This is a genomic window from Aquirufa sp. A-Brett2-15D (assembly GCF_054558735.1).
Map to the genome: position 1 here is coordinate 206,515 of NZ_JBSKFT010000003.1, position 21,623 is coordinate 228,137.

Below are 21,623 nucleotides of genomic sequence, written 5' to 3' on the forward strand. Positions count from 1 at the left end.
AAATTCATTGTTTCTTATAGTAAAATTTAAAAAAATGAAATCAATAAACTTATTGATGGCAATGGCATTATTGCTATCCATCTCGACATGTTTCGCAGAAATTAAAAATGCCAAAGTGGAAACGGTACATATCTATGGAAATTGTTCTATCTGTAAGAAGACCATCGAATCTGCGGCCAATGTAAAAGATATTGTTCAGGTAGAATGGAATAAGGACACAAAAATGGCAGTCCTTACCTATGATGAAAAACAAACAAATCAAGATGAAATTTTAAAGCGCATCGGTTTGGCGGGGTATGACAGCGACAAATTTCTCGCTCCTGACAATGTGTATGCTAAACTTGAAACTTGTTGCCAATATGAACGGGCAGAAAAAATCATAGCAAAAATTGAAGCCACAAAAGCGGTAAATCTTGTTGTAGAAGAAAAAGTTGTCGCACCAATATTGGAGACAAAAACAGATGTGGAACAATTACAACTAAAAGAAGTCTTCAATTCTTATTTTGCAGTGAAAGATGCTTTAGTTAAAACAGACGGTACCTTGGCAGCAACCAAAGCCGCTTTGCTGTTAAATTCTATAAACGCTGTTAAAATGGAAAATTTAACGAAAGAGGAACATGCTGAATGGATGAAAGTAATGAAAGATTTAGTTTTTGATGCGGAACATATTTCAGAAACTAAAGATGCCGGTCATCAAAGAGACCACTTCACTTCTCTTTCAAAGAATATGTATTCATTGATAAAAGTTTCAAAACAAGAAACGCCTACTTATTATCAATTTTGTCCAATGGCTAACAAAGGCAAGGGGGCAAATTGGTTGAGCAAGGAGAACATCGTTAAAAACCCCTATTATGGTTCTAAAATGCTTGGATGTGGTAAAACTGTTGAAACGATAAATTAATGAGCTACTTTATTAAAAATATTGTTCTTAGTCCAAGTAATATGAGAATGAAGTCTTTAATCGTTTTTATTAAAACGAATGCTATAATTACCGTTTTTGTACTGTTTTCATCGACTGTTTTCGCCCAAAAAGTCGTTCGTTATGATCTGTACGTAAAGGATACCTTAGTGCATTTTGCTGGCAAAGAAAAACGAGCGATTGCGGTTAATGGTCAAATACCTATGCCTACTTTGACTTTTACCGAAGGAGATACGGCTGAAATACATGTTCATAACCAGCTTAAGGAGGAAACCTCGTTGCATTGGCACGGGCTATTTTTACCCAATAAAGAAGATGGGGTTCCCAACCTGACACAAATGCCTATTCGGCCAAATACAACTCATACCTATCGTTTTCCCATCATTCAAAATGGTACCCACTGGTATCATTCACACTCAGGGTTACAAGAACAAATAGGCATGTATGGGAATTTTGTCATGTTAAAAAGACCCAATGACCCCACCTTTAGAAAGGGAATAGATGACTTACCTACGCTACCTATTGTTTTGAGTGAGTGGACCAATCTAAACCCCGAGAACATTCACCGGATGCTCCATAATGCTAATGATTATCCGGCATTGAAAAAGAACTCCGTTCAAAGTTATGGTGAGGCAATTTCTGCAGGTCATTTTAAAACTAAAATGAAAAATGAATGGAAGCGAATGATGGCGATGGATGTGAGTGATGTCTATTATGAAAAAATATTCATGAATGGTCTGCCAAGTTCTGAATTTAAAAGTATCTATGGAAATGAGTTGAAAGGGGGTGACAAGGTTAGATTAAGAATTTCAAATGGGGGTGCATCATCCTATTTTTGGCTTACCTATGCAGGTGGAAAAATTACAGTGGTCGCAAATGATGGTAACGATGTCGAGCCGGTTGAAGTTGATAGATTAATTATTGCAGTTTCGGAAACCTATGATGTCATTGTAACTATTCCCGCTGAAAAAACAGCTTATGAATTCTTGGCAACGACAGAGGACCGGACAAATTCCGCATCCATTTATATTGGAAATGGAATTAAACAGTTGAAATCACCTTTACCCCGATTAAAGTATTTTGAAGGGATGAAGATGATGAATGACATGATGAAGATGAATGGTGAACTGGATGATATGGGTATGGCCATGAGTTTAAATCAAATGGACATGAATGTGGTGATGTATCCTGAAATAACGGGCGATGCTAAACCAAAACAAGATGACAATGACCCTAATCGTTATAATGCCAATGCACTGGGAGATATTATAACTCTGAATTATGCCATGTTGAAGTCCCCTACTATAACAGCATTGCCCAAGGAAGCTCCCGTCAAAGAATTATACTTTAAACTGTCGGGTAATATGAACCGGTACGTTTGGAGTTTAGACAATAAAGTCGTTTCAGAGTCGGATAAAATACTCATCAAAAAAGGGGAGAATGTTCGAATTGTAATATACAATGGTTCCATGATGCGCCACCCAATGCACCTACATGGACATGATTTTAGATTACTGAATGGTCAAGGACAAAATGCTCCTTTAAAAAACATAGTTGATATAATGCCGATGGAAACAGACACATTAGAATTTAATGCGAATGTTGAGGGGGATTGGTTTTTTCATTGTCATATTTTATACCACATGATGAGTGGTATGGGGAGGGTATTTAGTTATGAAAATCAAATGCCCAATCCATTGATTCCTAATCCCAAACTTGCGCAACGGAAACTGTTTGCAGACGACCGTAATTTTCATTTTATGGCTGAGAATGATTTTGCAACTAATGGTAATGATGGGATGGCCATGTTACAAAATACAAGGTGGAGCATTGGCTCTGAATGGCGATTGGGGTATCATGATTTCCATGGCTATGAAGTGGAAACGCACATTGGTAGGTACATTGGTAAAATGCAGTGGTTAATGCCATTTATAGGCTTTGATTGGCGTTATAGAAAGTTTGGAATAGATGAACAAGAAACAAATCTATTTGGACAATCCAATAGCAAGGACTTAAGAAGTCTTATTACTGTCGGTGTAAATTACACGCTGCCATTACTCATTGTAGGACAAGCTGAAATCTATCAAGATGGAAATATTCGTTTTCAATTTATGAGAGAAGATATGCCCATTACCAAACGACTTAGAATGAGTTTTATGCTTAATACCGATAAGGAATACATGGCCGGTTTTCGTTACATCGTAAACAAAAACATGGGAATTACATCACATTATGATAGCGATATGGGATTTGGTGCTGGAATTACTTTTTCGTACTAAAAACATTTAAATTGTATATTAATAGAATTTAAAATAACAAAATCATGAAAAAAATTATTGTTTTAAACCTCTTATTGGTTCTTTCTGTTGGTGTTTATGCCCAACACCAAAACCATCAACCCCCAGCCGATACCAGTAAAACAGCGGTCAAACCCAAAAGTCCAAAAATGACGGCAATGGCAATGGTAGGCACAAATCACGTACATGTAGATTACGGTTCGCCGAGTGTGAGAGGTCGGAATATTTGGAATGGTTTAGTTGCCTATAATCAAGTATGGTCATCGGGAGCTCACAAGGCTACCTGGATAGATTTTGGTCAGGATATACTAGTTGAAGGTAAAGTTATTCCCAAAGGTAAATATGGATTTTTTACTATTCCAGGAAAAGAAACTTGGACTTTGATTTTGAGTAAAACGTGGGATATGCACTTAGCAGATGATTATAATGAAGAAAATGACATCATACGAATCAAGGTAAAACCCACAAAAAATGATAAGTTAATTGAAGCACTTACATATGAAGTATTACAAACAAATGCCATTGAAGGTAAATTGAAAATGAGCTGGGAATATTTAAGTGTTGAGTTTCCATTTAAAAATAAGTAAAAGATATTTTCGTTTTGTGCCAAGAATTACGCCAAGAATGTCGAACAGGGACGGACAAAGTCGGACAATCCAAACTAATTAGTATAAGAATTAGACCAAATTAGGGTTTATACGATGTACAAGGGGATTACATTATGACCCTTAAAAATCTGTTAATCATGGGGTCCCTGGTTCGAGCCCAGGAGAGTGAGCAAACAGGAAAGTCACTAGAAATAGTGACTTTTTTCGTTTAAAAACATCCCCTATTACATCCATTCATTGATTTTTGTGGTGTATTCAGAATGGAACTATTGGGTTTGAAAATCAAGAAGATGGGAAGTGTGAAATTGTTTTTAAAGCAGAAATTAAATCATAAAAATAGATCCCTAAATTTGTCTCGATTAGACTTTAAAAACCAAGTTCCGAAGTGGTTAATTGAATCAATTCGACGAACGGTACTTATTTGGAGTTTGTCCAACTTGCTGCTTGAATAAGCGCGTAAAATGTTGTGGATATTTAAATCCCATTTCGAATGCAATTTCATTTATAGTTTTATCAGATTTGAATACTCGATTTTTGGCAACACTTATGGTCTTGTTTTGTATGAAATCTTTTGCAGTTAACCCCGTTTCTTTTTTGATTAAATCACCAAAATAGTTGGCTGATAAATGTAGCTCATTTGCGAAATGACTGACGGATGGAATACCATATACCTGTGCTTGATCAGATTCAAAATAGCCGTTCAATAGGATTTCAAATTGTTCTAAAATACCCTTATTTACATGATCCCGTGTTATGAATTGGCGATCGTAAAAGCGCTGGCAATAACCTAAAAACAATTCAATATTTGATACAATCAATTTTTTAGAATGCTGATCAATGGGCTGATTCAATTCAAAGTCAATTTTTGCAAAGCAATCTAAGATCATTTGCCGCTCATCGTCTGATAAATGAAGTGCTTCGTGTGATTCGTAGTTGAAAAATTTATGTTGGGCAATCGTTCGGCCTAAATTAGTGCCCAGCAATAAATCAGGATGAAAGACTAAGCCATGACCCATTGGCTGATAGGGAACTTTAGGATTTTCGATTTCGACAATTTGGCCTGGAGCAAAAAAGACTAACGTTCCCGCTTGATAATCATAGGAATGTCGACCGTATTTCATGTCGCCACATTTGACGTCCTTCAGGATGATTGAGAACAATCCATATTGAAAACGAATCTTATCTGCATCGCCCCATTCCCGGATATTAGCTTTGGAGAAATCAATAATTGACACCAAAGGGTGCAAGGTCCTGTGATTATTATCTTTATTGTATTGCGCTATGCTATTGATTGGGTAATTCAATTCCATGGGTCACGAATATTTGAAACGAATTTACCAATTATCGAATATAAGCAAATCAATAAAAAACCATATCTGTAAAAATGGTAGATAATACTTGAATTTATGTACTCAATGCAAACGATTATTGTTTCAAATTTGCGGTATAAATAAATTATAAAATGAAAGCAATCACATTATTCTTGGCCTTTTCACTTCTGGCAGTTACTAGTTCTTTCGCTCAATCGAACACGGAGGATTTTATAAGGCAACTCTCTAAAGACAAGTGGCAATGGATGTCAGACAAAGACGTAGTTAAATTAGAGATTTTATTTGATACCAAATGTGAATTTGTTCATATGGGAGGGACTTGGGGAAAGGCACGAGAATTGGATATAATAAAAAGTGGTTTCATTTGGTACAAACAAGCAGAGGTGTATTCCACTAGTGTAAAAATCTATGGAAATACTGCAATTCTTTTAAGTGATATTGATTTAGTCGCGCAAGTAGGTAGTAATTCTGTAACTAATCCCTTTATGGTTACTGAAGCATATATATATGAGAATAATACTTGGAAAATGGCACAATTGACCTTTTCACATTTATCAAGACAAGTAAAACTTAAATAATAAATTAAATGAAAAAGCTAGTTTACATATTGAGCTTCATGCTCATTTCTATTTCAACTGTCTTTGCTCAAATTAATAGAGAAAAGGAGTTAATTCAATTGTCGAATGATAAATGGCAATGGATGTCAGAAAAGAATGTAGAAAAATTAGAGAAATTATTCGATGATAAGGCCAAATTCGTTCATATGAGTGGAACATGGAAAAAAGACGAAGAATTGGATATTATAAAAACAGGACGTATTTGGTATAAAAAAGCCACTATCAAAGATAGTGCCGTCGAGATTTTAGGTAAAACAGCCATTGTTTGGAATCGTATCACATTAGACGCTATCGTGCGTGAGCAAGTAGCGGTTACGGAGTTTACTGTAACTGAGGTTTACCAAAAACAAGGTAGAGAATGGAAGATGCTTGCACTTACATTTAGTAGTGTGCGTGATACCCACGAAATCAAACATTAACCTAATTTGAATAGAATAAGTAATAACCGACGCATTTGAATATATTTGCTCTGATTCTTTAAAATCACATAGACTATGATCAAGAAATTCACAGTTCGCATTAATAAGAAATCCCACATTGTTACGGTGGACGAGAACATGCCACTTTTGTGGGTGCTTCGGGATATTCTAGACATGAAAGGTACTAAATACGGTTGTGGCGTGGGTTCCTGTGGTGCCTGTACCGTTCATTTAAATGGTTCGGCTGTTAGGTCTTGTCAGTTGCCTATTTCAGCTTTGGCAAATCAAGAAATAACCACGATCGAAGGTTTAGCAGAAAAGGGAGAACACCCAGTCCAAAAAGCTTGGTTAGACGTTGATGTAGCACAATGCGGGTATTGCCAGTCAGGCCAAATCATGAGTGCCGCAGCCCTTTTAAAAAGCACGCCGAAACCCACGGAAGAGGACATTGAGAATTTCATGACGGGTAATATTTGCCGTTGTGGAACGTATACACGAATTAAAAAAGCTATCCTACAAGCAGCAGCCTCGAAATAAGATGAAAAAGACCAACGAAAATTATAGCAGACGCTCGTTTCTAAAAGTATCTTCCTTGACAGGTGGTGGACTGATGCTAGGTATATCTTGGTTCGCTTCTGCGAAGTCGGAGGAAACCTTGAAGGCATTAGGTGCGGAGCCTACCTGGGAACAATTAACGAGTTACATCAAGATCACACCAGATAATGTAGTGAAGATATTTTCGCCTAATCCAGAATTTGGCCAAAACGTTATGACCTCACTTCCCATGCTCATCGCAGAGGAATTAGACGTTGACTTTAAATCTGTTCAGGTGGAGCAGGCAAATTATAGTCTTGCTTTATACAATCGTCAATTTACGGGAGGTAGTCAATCTATTCGCCAAGCGTGGAAATTATTACGTACTGCTGGAGCCTCAGCTCGTCAAATGATTCTAACGGCGGCCAGCCAAGAATGGAATGTTCCTATCGCGGAATTAACGACCGCAAATGGAATGGTGATGAATTCTTTCAGTGGGAAGTCAGCGACCTACGGATCTTTTGCGACAGCAGCTTCGAAATTACCTGTTCCGAAAGACATCGTTTTAAAAGGAAATAAAAACTTCAAGTTATTAGGTACCCCACAGAAGAATGTGGAGGGACCCAAAATCGTGAAAGGCCAATCTTTGTTTGGTATGGATTACCAAGTTCCAGGCATGCTTATTGCGATGACAGAACGACCACCAGCATTCGGTATGCGCTTAAAGTCCTTTGATGCGACGGCGGCGAAAAAGATGCCAGGAATTGTTGATATTTTCCAAATACAAGTTTATGAGCCTACTCAAAAACTAGCCATGTTCGATACACGAACTTTTAACGAGGTAATCGCGGTGGTTGGAAAGACAACATGGGATGTGATGAATGCTCGGAAGGCTTTAAAAGTAGTATGGGAAAATGCACCAGAGACTAAGGAACTTGGTATGGGTGGACGAGATACTATCGTACCTGCGGGTCTAGAAAGCACGAAAAAACATTATGTTCAGATGCTTGAAATGGATAAAAAACCAGGACGAATAGAACGAAAAGATGGAGATCCCGAAAAGGCATTTGCGGAAGCGAAACATATAATAGAGCGGACTTATACTGCGCCGTTTTTAGCCCATAATATTATGGAACCTACGAATACTTTCGCACACGTTCAGGGGGATAAGGTTCGTATTTTAGGGCCGATTCAGGGGCCGGATATGGTTGCGAATACAGTTGCTGCTCGGTTAGGTATTCCAAAAGAAAATATTGAGATAGAGTTAGCACGGATGGGTGGAGGTTTTGGTCGAAGAGCTTATGGCCATTATATGGTTGAGGCTGTATTGATTTCGAAGCAGGCAAACGCACCTGTTAAATTAATTTATAAAAGGGAAGATGATGTTAGTGCGGGGATTTATCGACCGATGTATCAAATGACCTACCGTGCTGCTTTCGATGAGAACAAGCGTCTAACTGCAATGCATATTAAAGGTGGTGGTGTTCCGGAATCTCCTCTACACGCGAATCGATTTCCAGCAGGAGCCTTAGATAATTACCTAGCAGAGAGCTGGGCAATTCCTTCTAACATCACGATAGGAGCTTTCCGTGCCCCTCGTTCTAATTTCAACGCGGCGGCAGAGCAATCGTTCCTAGATGAGATTTCAGAGTACATGGGTAAAGACCCGATTGCTTTCCGTTTAGAATTATTACAAAGAGCAAAAGAAAATCCTGTAGGCAAAAGCAACGATTACGATGCGGCGCGATACATGGGAGTATTGGAATTAGTTCGGGATAAATCGGGTTGGGGGAAAGCAGAAAATGCAGGTAAAAAACGTGGAGTTTCAGCGTATTTCTGTCACAATTCGTATGCTGCACAGGTAATAGATTTGCATGTGAAGGACGGCCAAGTTATCGTGGATCAGGTTACCTCTGCTTTAGATTGCGGAGTGGTTGTGAATCCAGAAGGTGCAAAAAATATGGCGGAAGGTGCGGCGATTGATGGCATTGGTAATGCTTTGTTTGGTCAATTGACTTTAACGGATGGCCGTACAGATCAAAAGAACTTTGATACGTATCGAATGATTCGACATAACGAAGCTCCTAAGAAAATTGATGTCCATTTTGTTCAAAATGAAGTAGATCCTACGGGTCTTGGCGAACCGCCATTCCCTCCTATTTTTGGTGCGATGGCGAATGCATTATACAAAGCGACAGGGAAGCGGTTTTACCAGCAACCTTTTGCTAGTCAAATAGGATGATTTAGTGTTTAAGGATAGAGAAATCGTTTAAATTTGGCTGCAACATTCCACCTATTAAGGGAGCGATATAAGACAAGCCATCAGAAATGATGGCTTTTTCTTTGTCCGTCAATGAGTTAGGGTAGTTGCATCTTTTAATTTATTCTCTATTCTTCACAAAGTCGAAAATTGCTCCAATAAACACTCCAATTGCTAAGCCAAATCCTGCACCTGTGGCAATGTTTCCAGAAATAATTCCATAGGCTGCTCCAAATACTACTCCAAAGCAAGAGCCAAGTGCAATACCGTTTCCTGAATTTTTATTCTTTTTGTCTGCCATAGTTATTTGTTGAAATTATTCTTTTTGAAGGTACACAATTTCCTAATAGTCACATACTCTATCATCGCATTATAGTTGCATCTTTCGTCTGTAAGGGGAGCAATAATGATAAAAAGGTTATACTTTTATAGTGTAACCTTTTTTATGTTTTATGGATAAACTTGTTCAATTCCTTAAAAAGTACCGAAATGAAGTTATCGTGGGCGTACTTGTGTTTCTATTCTTGATTTTCAGGGATGTAATTAAGACCTTCTTTTAAAATAGCAGGAACTTCAACCCTTTAATTTCTTAATAGTAACAAACTCTATCATCGCATTATAGTTGCATCTTTCGTCTGTAAGGGGAGCACAAATCAAAAAGAGGTCATTTTCGACCTCTTTTTTTGTTTAAAAACCATCATATCTTTCTGTAAAGAGACATTTTTGTGGTTGCATCTTTTTGATTTTCAATACCTCGTTTTTCGTAAAAGCTGCAACCCTAAATCACTGTGATGAGGAGAAATGTGGTCTATCGAATTTATATGGAGGTTTTAATATTGGATTTTGAGGTTAGAGCTCAGTAGAGGGGGTGATGATTTTTCTCCAATTTTAATAAGTATGTTTTTTGGAGACGCTTACATAATAAGCGAGGGGAAAACATTTTAGATAAATTCATTAAGGCTTTTGAATTCGTATCTGGATAAGAAAATACAAAAAAAAAAATTCTAGATTTGGATTCCGTAACTTTAAAAGTTAATTAATCCACACTAGTTTAACTTTTCATTAATGTATAAATACCTATTAATTTTAGTTTGCTTTAGTGGATTTTCCCAAAGGAGTTATCAACTAAAAGGCAGACTAGTAGATTCTCTGAACTCCGAAATTTTATCTTTCGCAACAATCCGATTAGAATCCAACAATCAGGCATATCTCACGAAAGGGGCCATTGCAGACCAGAAAGGCAATTTTGAGTTCAGTGGTTTAATTGAAGGTGATTATGAGGTCAAAATTCAATATGTTGGGTACCAAACTAAACTCCTTAAATTATTTGTAGGCAGATCAAATAGCCCCTTAAACTTGGGTGACATTTTCTTGTCTCCTTTAAATCAAACCTTGGAATCTGTAACCATTTCTAGTGAAAAACCCAAGGTAATAGCCACGTTGGAAAAGCAAGTTTTTAAAGCAGATCAATTCGAAGTGGCTAAAGGAGGAACAGCCATTGATGTCCTTAAAAACATTCCATCCATAATGGTAAATGCGGAGGGCGAATTGTCAATGCGAGGATCAAAAGGGTTTTTAATTCTTATCAATGGGAAACCCACGCAAGTGGATGCAGCTACGATTCTGTCTCAAATTTCAGCAAATACGATCGAAAACATAGAATTAATCACGGCACCGTCCGCGAAATACGATGCAGATGGGAAAGCTGGAATTATTAATATCACCACTAAAAAAGGGACCAATGAAGGGTGGTCACTTACCACAAATGTCCAATATGGACTTCCTCGAATAAAAGAATATGAAAACGAATCTGAACCAATTAGGCAGGGCTTAGACATTAGCTCGACTTACCAAAAAAACAAATGGGACATTTCTGCCTCTTTAAATTACTTAAAGAATGATATTGCAGGAAGACGTGAAGGCGATGTAAACACGACAATTAATAACATTTTTACTAGTTTCCCCAGTGAGGGGGAGAGAAGTTTAAGGCGAGAAAACTTGGGCTTACGAAGTTCTGTTCTATTTACACCCACAAAAAATGATGAAATCCTTGCTGGAATTTACATTGGGAAACGAGAGCAGTACAGACAAGCCGACATCTTATACAATAATGTTAAATATGATATAAGTACAAATAAAATCCTTGGAAGAAGTAATTACTTTAATACGAATCTAGTTTTAAAGTCGGGGACATTCAATGTATATAATGTAGATTATACGCATCGATTTCTGGATAAATCAACTGTCATAATTTCCGGACTTTACGAATATGCTATGATCGATGGGTATACTAAAAATCGAAATTTGCGCGCAGATAATTATGCAGATACCCTTCAATATACCCTTAACACAGGCGAAAATCCATTGGATGCCTACCGAATCAAAATTGACTATGAAAAAACGATAGGGTTAGGCAAAATGACGGTAGGGTATCAATTTAGAAATCAACATCAAAAAGGGATTTTTAATTACTTTGAAAAAGTTGGGAACGGTTCCGCACTTATTTTCAACCCGGATTTTTCAGCAGAAATAAAGGTTATTAATAAAATACACGGTGCTTTTATTCAATACGGTGGAACCTATAAAAAAATGGAATTTTCAACGGGTTTACGGTATGAAAATGCATTTCGTGAGTTTATTGCGAGTAAAGGGATAAACAACTCAATCCTAGAATTGAGCAATTTTTTCCCTTCTGCTAACCTACTTTATAATGTAAAAGATGATTTACGCATTAAATTTGCTTATAGCAAACGTGTTCAGCGTTCCACAAACAATGAACTCAACCCTTATCCAGAACGAGAACATAGCGAAACGTTAGAACAAGGGGACCCAACCATCCGGCCAGAATTCATCTCTATTGTAGAATCAGGAATTACCAAAGATTTTAGAAAAGGGTCTTTCTATGCAAACTTATATACCCAAAACATCGACAACATAGTAAACCGGGTAAATAGCGTCTATAACGACACCATTTTGAACAGAATCTATACGAACGCAGGAAAAGCAATTTTAGTCGGCTCAGAAGTAGGTATAACCTATAATCCATTTAAAAAACTGAAGCTATTTTTAGGCGGGAATGTCTATCAACTCAACATTAACGGAGCCCTTTTTAACAACATGGTTACTGTAAATTCATCCGGACTTGTGTATTCTATCAACTCAAATTTGAGCTATCAATTTAATTCCACTACCTCCGCACAATTTAACCTTTCTTATCTATCCGCTAAAAATACGGCTCAAGGTATCAATTCTAGATTCTATCAACCGAATGTCTCCATTAAAAAAAGCTTGTTAGCGAATAAACTCTCTTTAACTATCCAATGGCAAAACCTGGCTTTAGGGAATATGAAAGTGAACGAACAGAGCATTTCAACACGCGGATCAAATTTTTATACGAGCACGAATTATATTCAAGAACAAAATATTATTCTGGTAAATCTATCTTATAATTTCCGTTCCTCTACTAAAAAAGCAAAGCTACCTACCAGTGAATTTGCAGAAAAAGAGTTTTAGAGATTGACTTTAGTAGTTAGCATTCCATTTAAATAAAGTCGTTTTGATTCAATTGTAATAATTGAATTGACAGGCAGATTCTCTTTTTTTCATCATTGGAATGAGTAATAAACGCCCTCAAAATTTCATAAAGTGTTGTTTGGTTGATTTAAATAGAGAAAATGGCTGCAACATTCCACCTATTAAGGGAGCAAATAGGAAAGCCGATCAGAAATGATCGGCTTTTTCGTTGTATTTCTATTTGATTGAAGGTTTAAAAATTCATAGTATATTTGATCATGCTAAAATTAGATAGGACATATAGCACTTCTGGAAACCTTTTTGAAATGAAGGAAGAGGTTATACCTTATTTAGGAATGAGAAAGGAAGAAATTGCTAAGGTTTTTGCCTATTTAAATAGTGTTTCTTTTAATTATACTTTAGGGCATCCTCCTAAAATGGACAAATCAATTTTTTCAATGCGCAAAAATTAGCCATGGGGAATATCTTTAATCTAGATTTTCAAGAATTTTTATTGGCTCTGAATAAAAATGAAGTCAATTATGTCTTAGTTGGAGGATATTCTGTAATCTATCATGGATTCCCTAGAACGACAGGGGATTTAGATATATTTGTAGAAGTTTCAACAATTAATTACGCAAAATTGGTCCAGGCATTTGAACAATTTCAAATGCCACTTTTTGACATGTCCGAAGACTCCTTTCTACATCAATCCCAAATTAATGTGTACACATTTGGAAGACCTCCAGTGTGTATTGAAATTTTGAAAGAAATCTCTGGTTTTACTTTTCAAGAAATTTATAACAATGCGCTGAATACCGTTTTTGAAGAAATTCCAATGAAAGTTATTCATATAAATGATCTCAGAAGGAATAAAAAAATTAGCGGTAGAGCAAAAGACTTAAATGATTTGGAAAATCTTTCCAAAATATAAGGACTGTTTTGAAGGAATTGGCTGCAACATTCCACCTATTAAGGGAGCCACACTGGACAAGTCATCAGAAATGGTGACTTTTTTCATTTAAAAACCTACCTATATTTATTTGTGAAAATTAAAACGCATAAAAGCCATCAAACTATAGGACAGGTAGAAAAAAGAAAAGGGGAAGCGCTGCCGCTTACCTTACTTTGAAAGGTGGATGAATTGTCGAATATACAAATAGTATTATCCCAATATTATCTGGGGAGAGCCAATTTTAGTAGAAATGGCCTCTTAAAGCTAATTTTTCAAGGGCCTTCTTAATTAATTTTTAATTTGGATTTAATATTCAGGCAAGAGACTTGAGATAGCTTTGTGGATAATTTAAATCTAAATAATTCCAGTCCAAAACTACTACTCAATTATGATTGCTCAAAAAAGCTTTTGGAGGGGTTTAATGACGGCATGTTTGCTGCTTACCCTCAATTTTACTTTTGCCCAACAAACTCAAGTGTCGGGCAAAGTTAGTGATAACAAAAATATACCACTTGGTCCGGTAAACGGAACGGTACTTGATGAAAATGGTGCGCCACTTCCGGGAGCAAATATCCGTGTGAAAGGCACTTCTAAAGGTATTGCTACCGATTCGGACGGTAAATTTTCTTTGGATGCTCCAAAAAACGCCATCTTAGTAATTTCCTATTTGAGCTACAACTCAAAGGAAGTTTCAGTAAATGGATTAACTACCTTATCGATTCAATTGGAGTCAGACAATTCTGAGCTAAATGAAATTGTGGTTGTAGGATACGGTATCCAAAAGCGTGCTGATATAACTGGATCAATCTCCTCTATAAAAAGCGAAAATTTTAATAAGGGTGTAGTTAACAACCCAGGGGAGCTTTTGCAAGGTAAATTGGCAGGTGTGGCCATTACCTCTGTAAGTGGTGAGCCAGGAGCTAACCAAAATGTGATCATCCGAGGTGTAGGTAGTTTGCGCTCTGGAACCCAGCCGCTTTATGTAGTGGATGGCTTCTTGTTAGACAACTCCTCTACTGGTGTGGCTACAAACGCGCTCAACTTCATTAACCCAGCCGATATTGCGAGCATTGACGTGTTGAAAGATGCGAGTGCAACAGCGGTTTACGGTTCGAGAGCATCCAACGGTGTAGTGGTAATCACTACCAAAAAAGGATCAGGTAAGGGTCAAGTAAACCTTAATTTGTCAACTGGATTCGCTTCCCTTCCAAACCAGCTTCCTGTATTTGATGCTGCTACTTTCCGTGCTCAGGTAAAGGCTGTAGGTGGAACCTTGGTTGATCTGAAAGGAAACACTAATTGGCAAGACGAATTGACTCAAGCGGGTATTACTAAAAATGCAAACCTCTCTTTAAGTGGTGCAGCTAGTGAAAAGTTCTCCTATTTTGCGTCAATTGGCTACCAGGATCAGGATGGTATTTTGAAAAATAGCAACTTGAAGCGTTACTCTGGTAAATTGAACATCAACCAGAAGGCGTTAAACGGCAAGTTGAATGTGGACTACAACCTAACTGCTTCTCGTACTGAGAACTTGCGTCCAGCGATTACTTCTGTGATCAGCGACATGATCACCTTGAACCCAACGATTCCTGCGTACACTAACGGACAGCCAACAGATTTGCCGACTAATTCGCTTAATCCATTGAGAAGAAACCAGATCTATACAGACATGGCAATCAATAATAGAATATTGGCTTCTATTTCTCCTTCTCTTCAGCTTGCGAAGGGCTTGGTATACAAGTTGAACTTTGGTGTGGATTATTCTGCTACGAACCGTGATATTCAGTACAAGCCATTTCCTTCGGTAGTAAACGAAGGTAACATTTCAAATGGGGCCCTAGATGTGATCTTTGATCCCAATACCAATCAGCTTGTAGAAAATACCTTAAGCTACAATTGGTCCTTAAAGTCTCACAATTTGACCTTCTTGGCAGGACACTCTTACCAAGATTTACGTGATGAAAGTAAGACCATTTCTTTCCAGGGTTTTGTAAACAACAACATCGAGCCAAGATACCAAGATCAGACTAGCACGGTAACGTTACCAACTGCTGTGAGCACTGGGGCTGTACGAAATGAATTGCAATCCTATTTTGGTCGAGTGAATTACGCATTTGCTAACAAGTACCTTATAACCGCAACATTAAGAGCTGATGGTTCTTCTAAGTTTGGTGCTAACAACAAGTATGGCTACTTCCCTTCCGTTGCTTTAGGATGGAACGTGACTAACGAAGATTTCATGGCCAACTCTTTCTTCAATAACTTGAAGGTTCGTGCCAGCTACGGTGTAACAGGTAATCAGGAAATTCCTTCAAAAATTACCCTTGCAAGTTTCTCTGAAAACAGATTAGCGACAGGTGCAGGAAGTTTTAACACCTATCCTCTCGATCCAGCAGCAACTACGATTGATAAATATCCTTACGGAATTACGTATACGCGATTGGCCAACCCAGATTTGCAGTGGGAAGTTTCTTCTCAGCTAGATTTTGGTGTTGACTTCTCATTGTTCAACTTTAGATTGACTGGAACCTTGGATTATTTCAGCAAGGTGTCTTCTAACATTCTCTTGGAGGTTGTTCCAGCTGACCCTATTCAGCCAACTGCTACATTCTGGAATAATATCCCAGACATGAAGATTGTGAACAACGGAATAGAATTGGCCTTGGATTACAAATCTGACCCAAAGGGTTCATTTACTTACAATGTGGGAGGTAACGCTACCTATATCCAAAACAAAGTAGTTGATTCTCCTTATGCTGTTTTGGTGACGGGTTCTGCTCAGGGTTCTGGACAGACCGGTGCAACCATCAACGGATACATCAACAATGAGCCGATTGGAGCCTTTTACATGTACGAGTTTGAAGGAGTGAAGGATGGTATCAGTGTGTACAAGGATACAAATAAGGATGGCAAGGTGTTAGACAATGACCGAGCTGTAGTCGGTAGTGCGATACCAAAATTAATCTATGGTTTCTATTCCAACTTCAACTACAAAAATTTCCAGTTGGGCTTAAACTTTAATGGAATGTCTGGAAGCAAGGTGTTTAACCATACAAACATGACCTTATTTCCTAAGGCGTTATTAGCTCAGTCTAACAATACTACAAACTTTGCAGTGCAGTACCCTAACGAGACCCTGGCTAACGCCAACATTGTATCTACGCGTTACCTAGAGGATGGATCTTTCCTACGATTGAATAACGCCACTCTTGCGTACAACGTACAGCCAAGTAAGGTTGGCTTAGGTAAAGCATTCCAGAACATTCAATTCTCTGTGACTGGTCAAAATCTATTTGTTTTGACAGATTATTCAGGCTTTGATCCAGAAGTAAATACGGGCTCCACTTCCGGCGGTATTCAAACATTCGGTATCGACCGATTTACTTACCCTAAGGCTAGAACTTTCTTGATTGGTCTAAACCTAACATTCTAATTACAATTCAAGAGTTATAAAATCGAAAAAAAATGAAAAAATTACTAGTATTTAAATTGTTGCCGTTAACTGTATTCATCTTCGCATTTTTCGGGTGTACAACGCTAGAAGAAGATATCATTGACGAATCCCTAACGGGTTCAGGTCAGGCGGAAGTAGTAAGTGGTTCAATTGGTCCGGTATACGGCTTTTTGAGAGGTGCGATTTGGTTACACACAGCAAATTTCGGTCTTCAGGAAATTGCTTCTGACGAGGCAATCCTTCCTTACCGAGGTGGAAGAGACTGGTTTGATGGGGGGAAATTTATCTCTGTACACCAGCACTTAACTACTCCAGGTAATAGCTTGGTAGGTGATACCTGGACTTACATGACACTAGGTTTGTCTCGTGCTTTGACTGCAGAAGAGCGAATGAAATTGGAAGTTAAAAAAGGTAATACTGCTGCTCAGGACGCGCTTTATGAGATGGTTGCCATGAAGGCATACATCAATATGATGATTCTTGACAACTGGGGCTTAGTATTTAAGAAAGATGCTACTAACGATAAGTCTGAGATTTTAAGAGGTCAAGAGGCCGTTAATTATCTCGAAAAAGAATTGCTATCTGTTCGTGACGTAATTAAGAGCGACAAGGGTGCTGGCCGATTGAACCAGTTTTCAGTGAAAGCTTTGTTAGCACGTTTGTACTTAAATGCTGCAGTGTATCGTGCTCCTTACGGAGCTCCTAGCTTCAAGAAAGAAGATATGGATAATGTGATCAAGTATACTAACGAAATCATTGCTGGTCCTTATGCACTTTCTGCTGAGTACTTCGATATTTTCGGAGATAATAATAGCACTAACCGTGAGCTTATCTTCGCTATGGATCAGCGCGGTGTATTGCAGACTGAGCACCAAAGATGGCAGTACTGGTCCATCTCGGGCGACTTGGTTCCACGACCTGAATTTCCAAATACCCGTGGTACTGATGCCGCAGCGATGACGACAGATTTTTACCAAACTTGGGTAGATGCTTATGGTTCAGTAGATCCAGCGGTGGCAGATGCTCGTTTCAGCATGAAGCAAACAATGGTGCCAGCAAACTTACAGAACTTGACAGGTATTACTCCTGCAAATGACGAGAACCAATACTATTGCGTGGATGCCAAGTCTTTCCAAATTGATCGTGGTATCATTCGTGGTGTGATTTGGGGTCCAAGAAAAGACGCAGGTGGAAAAATCATCTTGTGTCCTGATGGCAAAGTAAGAATCTATCCAGTAATCAATGCGAGAACCAGCGGTGCTAACAGAACTTATGTGAACCACAATTTGCAGGTTGATTTCACAGAGCAAGGAAGTTTGCACAATACAGGTTACAGATTCTCAAAGTACCAATTCAGCAGCACAGGTCCAGATTGCTGTTCTTACAGTAGTGTTGACTTGGTGTTGATCCGTTTGGGGGAAATTTACCTAATGCGTGCTGAAGCTAAATTGAGAAATGGAGACAATGCAGGTGCCTTGGCTGATGTTAATACCTTGAGAACTTCAAGATCTGCCAGAGCAAGTCAGCGTCCAGCTGCTTTGACTACACTAACGACAGATATCTTGTTTAGAGAATCAGGTTTTGAATTGTATTGGGAAGCGTTCAGAAGAAACTACCAGATCCGTTTTGGTAAGTTTGAAAAGACTTGGACGGGTAAGGAAAGCACTAATCCTCAAAAGCGTTTGTTCCCTATTCCTCAGAGAGCTATCGATGGTTCTTCTAACGAAAAAGGATATCTAGTTCAAAACGCAGGATATTAATAACCGCCTATTTTACTTATAGAAAACCTTAAATTTTATCAAAAAAACCGATCGGCTGTGTCGATCGGTTTTTTTACGCCCTTCTTTTAATCTCAAAAATTAGTTTATTTTTTACTTGGGTTCAGAACGGGATTTGCTCGTTCATACTTGTTTCCTTCAAAAAACACCTTGTACGAGGATTTGAATAGCTTGGACGGGAGGTAATAATCGGTGGAGATAACCTGGGCTCCGGAGGATTTTGCTTTTTCAAACTGGGTGTAATCTTCGGTGCGAGCCTCTTCCGTGCCTGAGTCGGATCGGGTACGTATCATATAGCCCTTTCGAACCAATTCTTGAATGTAGGCTTCGTTTTTCACAGGATCGTTAATTATGCGGAATCCAGCTTCTGGGTTACCCTCCTTGAGGTTGACGAAAAATACGGCATTGGCTAAGCCTGGTTTTTTAGTTAAATAGGTTCTAATTTTTTCTTCACTTTCGTCCAATACAAACAAGAATTTACCCCTTGCTTGGTCTAGGGATGGCCAGTTACCGTTAAGGGCACCTTGCTCCAAGGAGGCAAAGCTTCCCTTTACTTGGTCTGGGATGAGTAGCTTTTCCAAGCCGAGGTGCGTTCTGATTTCCAAGTCAATGCTGTCCAAGGCCGTCGCAGTGAAGGGAAGTGGACGAACCGTATTGGGGATGGGAGCATCCTTCGCATTGACCAGAATAAAGATGAGGTGGTGGTCCAGGTGCGCATTGCTCCACTTTTTGAGTGCCTGAAGGGCCTCTGCAAAAACGAGGTAATGCGACTGAAAATCAATGTCTTGCACATGGAACATTTTGAGACCAGGTAGAGTCAACTTATTTTCTAGGTCAAAGTTGAAGTTAGGATTTCCTCCTTTTTTGATTATTTCTATCCCTTTAGGTCGCGTATATCGGCCGCCTTGTGGGTCGTGAAAAACATCAAGTTCTAAGTTTCTTAAACCCATGTCCAATTGTTTTTCAAGTGGCGCATGCTCGTACTCAAGTCCTTGGGCAGTTTTAGCATTCATGCCACGGAGGTAAGTAAGAATCTCGGGTGCAATGGCACTTTTGTAGCTATTATGGCTACCGATGATTTGCGTTTGGTTGAGCTTTTGCGCAAGCAGGGGAAAGCACAACAGGAAGGAAAGGGGGAGTAAAAGTATGTTTTTCATGATCAAGAGTTTTAGCATTTAAGTTCTCATTAATTCGTATGAACTGGATCAAAATTACATCATCAAATTGTTATGATACCGAGTTTAGCCGATAACATTATTCTTTTTTAACTCTTGATTTAAGTAGCTTAAGCTTACTAATTGCCAGTAGATTTGGGATGAAACTTCTCAAAAAACTCTTGTTCTTCGTTGGTGTTCTTGCCTCTTTTTTTGTTTAAAAACCAGCATTAAAGATCAATCGATTCTATCGAATACAGTCTTCCAAGAACGCTCTTCATCCCAAATGTTCGATTTTGCTTTGGCCAAAACAGCAATAGACTTTCCATCTTTGCTCAAGTTCTAAACCTCGGTCACGCGGGTATAGGCTTGTTGTTTTACATTGACTTTGTAAGGGGTGCTCGTTATAAAATATACAATGGAATTTATGGTCATGGTTTGTCCATCATTGGATAAATTGACAGAAAACGTTTTTCTATTTTCTGGACTAAGACTAATTTGTCTTGTTTTCCCATCGAAGATCAGCTTCTCCACACTTTTAGCAGATGCTTTGTTAGAATCCGGATTTTCTATGGTTAAAAAATCTGCCTGCTCTGCGATTTTCAGTCTTTTACAAAGTCAAACGCGTACTCAGGGCCATTCCACCTGCGTGTCTTTCCAAGACTTCGTATTGGCTGATTCAATGACGGCTTCGCAAACACGTTGTGTTTGTAACGCGTCTCTAAAGGTAGGCGCACAAGGTGTATTTTCTCCTATTGCTTTGAAAAAATCAGCCGCTTGATGAACAAAACTATGCTCATACCCAATAATTAAACCAGGCACCCACCATTTGTCCATGTAAGGCTGGTTTCCATCTGTAACTAATATGGATTTCCACCCCCGCGTTAACGCGTCATCCGCATGATCAAACATTTCTAAGCGATTCAAATCATGTAAATCCCAACGCAACGAAGCATGTTCCCCATTTATTTCAAACGTATACAGGGCCTTGTGGCCACGCGCATAGCGCGTAGATTCAAAAAGGCCTAAAGAGCCATTATCAAAGTGGCAATGGAAAATACACGCATCATCAATGCCTACTTTTTTCACTGCACCCGTACTAACGTGCACGCGTTCTTTAATAAAGGTTTCCGTCATCGCGGACACATCTGCAATACCCCCATTTAACCACATGGCCGTGTCAATACAGTGGGCTAATAAATCCCCCGTAACTCCAGAGCCAGCCGCGTCCACATCCAATCGCCAAGTTCCGGCACCTCCTTGTGGTAAATCAGGCGAAATAGTCCAATCTTGAAGGAAGTTAGCCCGGTAGTGAAATATACGTCCCAGTTTTCCTGAATCTATGATTTGCTTAGCCAAGCTAACCGCAGGTAAACGTCGGTAATTATACCAAACCGTATTCGCCACGCCAGCTTTCTCAATCGCAGCAACCATTTGCTCTCCTTCAGCCAAGGTGCGAGACAAGGGTTTCTCACATAAAATCATTTTTCCGGCGGCAGCTGCGGCAATGGCAATTTCTGCATGCGTATCATTAGGCGTACAAATATCGACCGCATCAATATCATCCCGGGCGATTAATTTCCGCCAATCGGTTTCATATGAGGCGTACCCCCATTGTTCTGCAAAAGCTTTCACACTTGCCTCATTACGCGAGCAAACAGCTTGCAAAACGGGCTTACAGGTTAACTCAGGGAAAAAGTTTGGGATTCGGTTATATCCATTGGAATGGGTTCTGCCCATAAATCCAGTGCCAATTAATCCAATTCGTATTTGTTTCATAGTTT

Annotated in this window: 16 protein-coding genes; 12 read left to right on the top strand and 4 right to left on the bottom strand. The window is 38.7% G+C overall.

Annotated features, from left to right (window positions below; genetic code table 11):
- The first annotated feature begins 34 nt into the window (after positions 1-34).
- From ACST14_RS09010 to ACST14_RS09020, 3 genes are read left to right on the top strand one after another with little or no spacing between them, the layout of a single operon-like run.
- Positions 35-901, top strand: a complete 867-nt coding sequence (locus ACST14_RS09010) for a DUF3347 domain-containing protein (protein WP_459462761.1) — start codon at positions 35-37, stop codon at positions 899-901.
- Positions 901-3,198, top strand: a complete 2,298-nt coding sequence (locus ACST14_RS09015; protein ID WP_459462763.1) for a multicopper oxidase family protein — start codon at positions 901-903, stop codon at positions 3,196-3,198. Before ACST14_RS09010 ends, ACST14_RS09015 begins: the two co-directional genes overlap by 1 nt.
- A 44-nt stretch (positions 3,199-3,242) precedes the next feature.
- Positions 3,243-3,803: a DUF2911 domain-containing protein gene (locus tag ACST14_RS09020; protein WP_459462765.1), complete on the top strand. Its 561-nt coding sequence runs from the start codon at positions 3,243-3,245 to the stop codon at positions 3,801-3,803.
- Between the two features lie 419 nt (positions 3,804-4,222).
- Here the strand turns inward: ACST14_RS09020 and ACST14_RS09025 are convergent, their stop codons facing one another.
- Positions 4,223-5,134: a helix-turn-helix domain-containing protein gene (locus ACST14_RS09025; protein WP_459462767.1), complete on the bottom strand. Its 912-nt coding sequence runs from the start codon at positions 5,132-5,134 to the stop codon at positions 4,223-4,225.
- Between the two features lie 152 nt (positions 5,135-5,286).
- Here ACST14_RS09025 and ACST14_RS09030 point away from each other — a divergent pair, with 152 nt between their 5' ends.
- The 4 genes from ACST14_RS09030 to ACST14_RS09045 all read left to right on the top strand — a co-directional run bounded on the left by ACST14_RS09030 (position 5,287) and on the right by ACST14_RS09045 (position 8,967).
- Complete coding sequence (locus ACST14_RS09030) at positions 5,287-5,733, top strand: nuclear transport factor 2 family protein (RefSeq protein WP_459462769.1); 447 nt, start codon at positions 5,287-5,289, stop codon at positions 5,731-5,733.
- Between the two features lie 8 nt (positions 5,734-5,741).
- Positions 5,742-6,191, top strand: coding sequence for a nuclear transport factor 2 family protein (locus tag ACST14_RS09035; RefSeq protein ID WP_459462771.1), 450 nt, complete (start codon positions 5,742-5,744; stop codon positions 6,189-6,191).
- Positions 6,192-6,266: 75 nt separating this feature from the next.
- Positions 6,267-6,728, top strand: coding sequence for a (2Fe-2S)-binding protein (locus ACST14_RS09040; RefSeq protein WP_459462773.1), 462 nt, complete (start codon positions 6,267-6,269; stop codon positions 6,726-6,728).
- Between the two features lies 1 nt (position 6,729).
- Positions 6,730-8,967, top strand: coding sequence for a xanthine dehydrogenase family protein molybdopterin-binding subunit (locus tag ACST14_RS09045; protein WP_459462775.1), 2,238 nt, complete (start codon positions 6,730-6,732; stop codon positions 8,965-8,967).
- A 139-nt stretch (positions 8,968-9,106) separates the two neighbouring features.
- On the opposite strand, the gene ACST14_RS09050 is transcribed toward ACST14_RS09045, so the two are convergent.
- On the bottom strand, positions 9,107-9,286 hold the full coding sequence (locus tag ACST14_RS09050) for a hypothetical protein (RefSeq protein ID WP_306550673.1): 180 nt from the start codon (positions 9,284-9,286) through the stop codon (positions 9,107-9,109).
- A gap of 764 nt (positions 9,287-10,050) precedes the next feature.
- On the opposite strand from ACST14_RS09050, the gene ACST14_RS09055 reads away from it, so the two are divergent.
- From ACST14_RS09055 to ACST14_RS09075, 5 genes are all read left to right on the top strand, one after another.
- On the top strand, positions 10,051-12,498 hold the full coding sequence (locus ACST14_RS09055; RefSeq protein WP_459462777.1) for a TonB-dependent receptor: 2,448 nt from the start codon (positions 10,051-10,053) through the stop codon (positions 12,496-12,498).
- 278 nt (positions 12,499-12,776) lie between these two features.
- On the top strand, positions 12,777-12,971 hold the full coding sequence (locus tag ACST14_RS09060; protein WP_459462778.1) for a hypothetical protein: 195 nt from the start codon (positions 12,777-12,779) through the stop codon (positions 12,969-12,971).
- A gap of 2 nt (positions 12,972-12,973) precedes the next feature.
- Positions 12,974-13,432 carry a hypothetical protein gene (locus ACST14_RS09065; RefSeq protein ID WP_459462780.1) on the top strand — a complete coding sequence of 153 codons (459 nt, stop codon included), beginning with the start codon at positions 12,974-12,976 and terminating at the stop codon, positions 13,430-13,432.
- 496 nt (positions 13,433-13,928) lie between these two features.
- Positions 13,929-16,886, top strand: a complete 2,958-nt coding sequence (locus ACST14_RS09070; protein WP_459462782.1) for a SusC/RagA family TonB-linked outer membrane protein — start codon at positions 13,929-13,931, stop codon at positions 16,884-16,886.
- A 32-nt stretch (positions 16,887-16,918) separates the two neighbouring features.
- A complete protein-coding gene (locus ACST14_RS09075; RefSeq protein WP_459462784.1) occupies positions 16,919-18,667 on the top strand; it encodes a RagB/SusD family nutrient uptake outer membrane protein in 1,749 nt (582 codons plus the stop codon).
- Between the two features lie 104 nt (positions 18,668-18,771).
- On the opposite strand, the gene ACST14_RS09080 is transcribed toward ACST14_RS09075, so the two are convergent.
- Entirely contained in the window at positions 18,772-19,842 is a 1,071-nt protein-coding gene (locus ACST14_RS09080; protein ID WP_459462786.1) for a phosphatidylinositol-specific phospholipase C1-like protein, read from the bottom strand.
- A gap of 627 nt (positions 19,843-20,469) precedes the next feature.
- Complete coding sequence (locus ACST14_RS09085) at positions 20,470-21,618, bottom strand: Gfo/Idh/MocA family protein (protein WP_459462788.1); 1,149 nt, start codon at positions 21,616-21,618, stop codon at positions 20,470-20,472.
- Between the last annotated feature and the right edge of the window lie 5 nt (positions 21,619-21,623).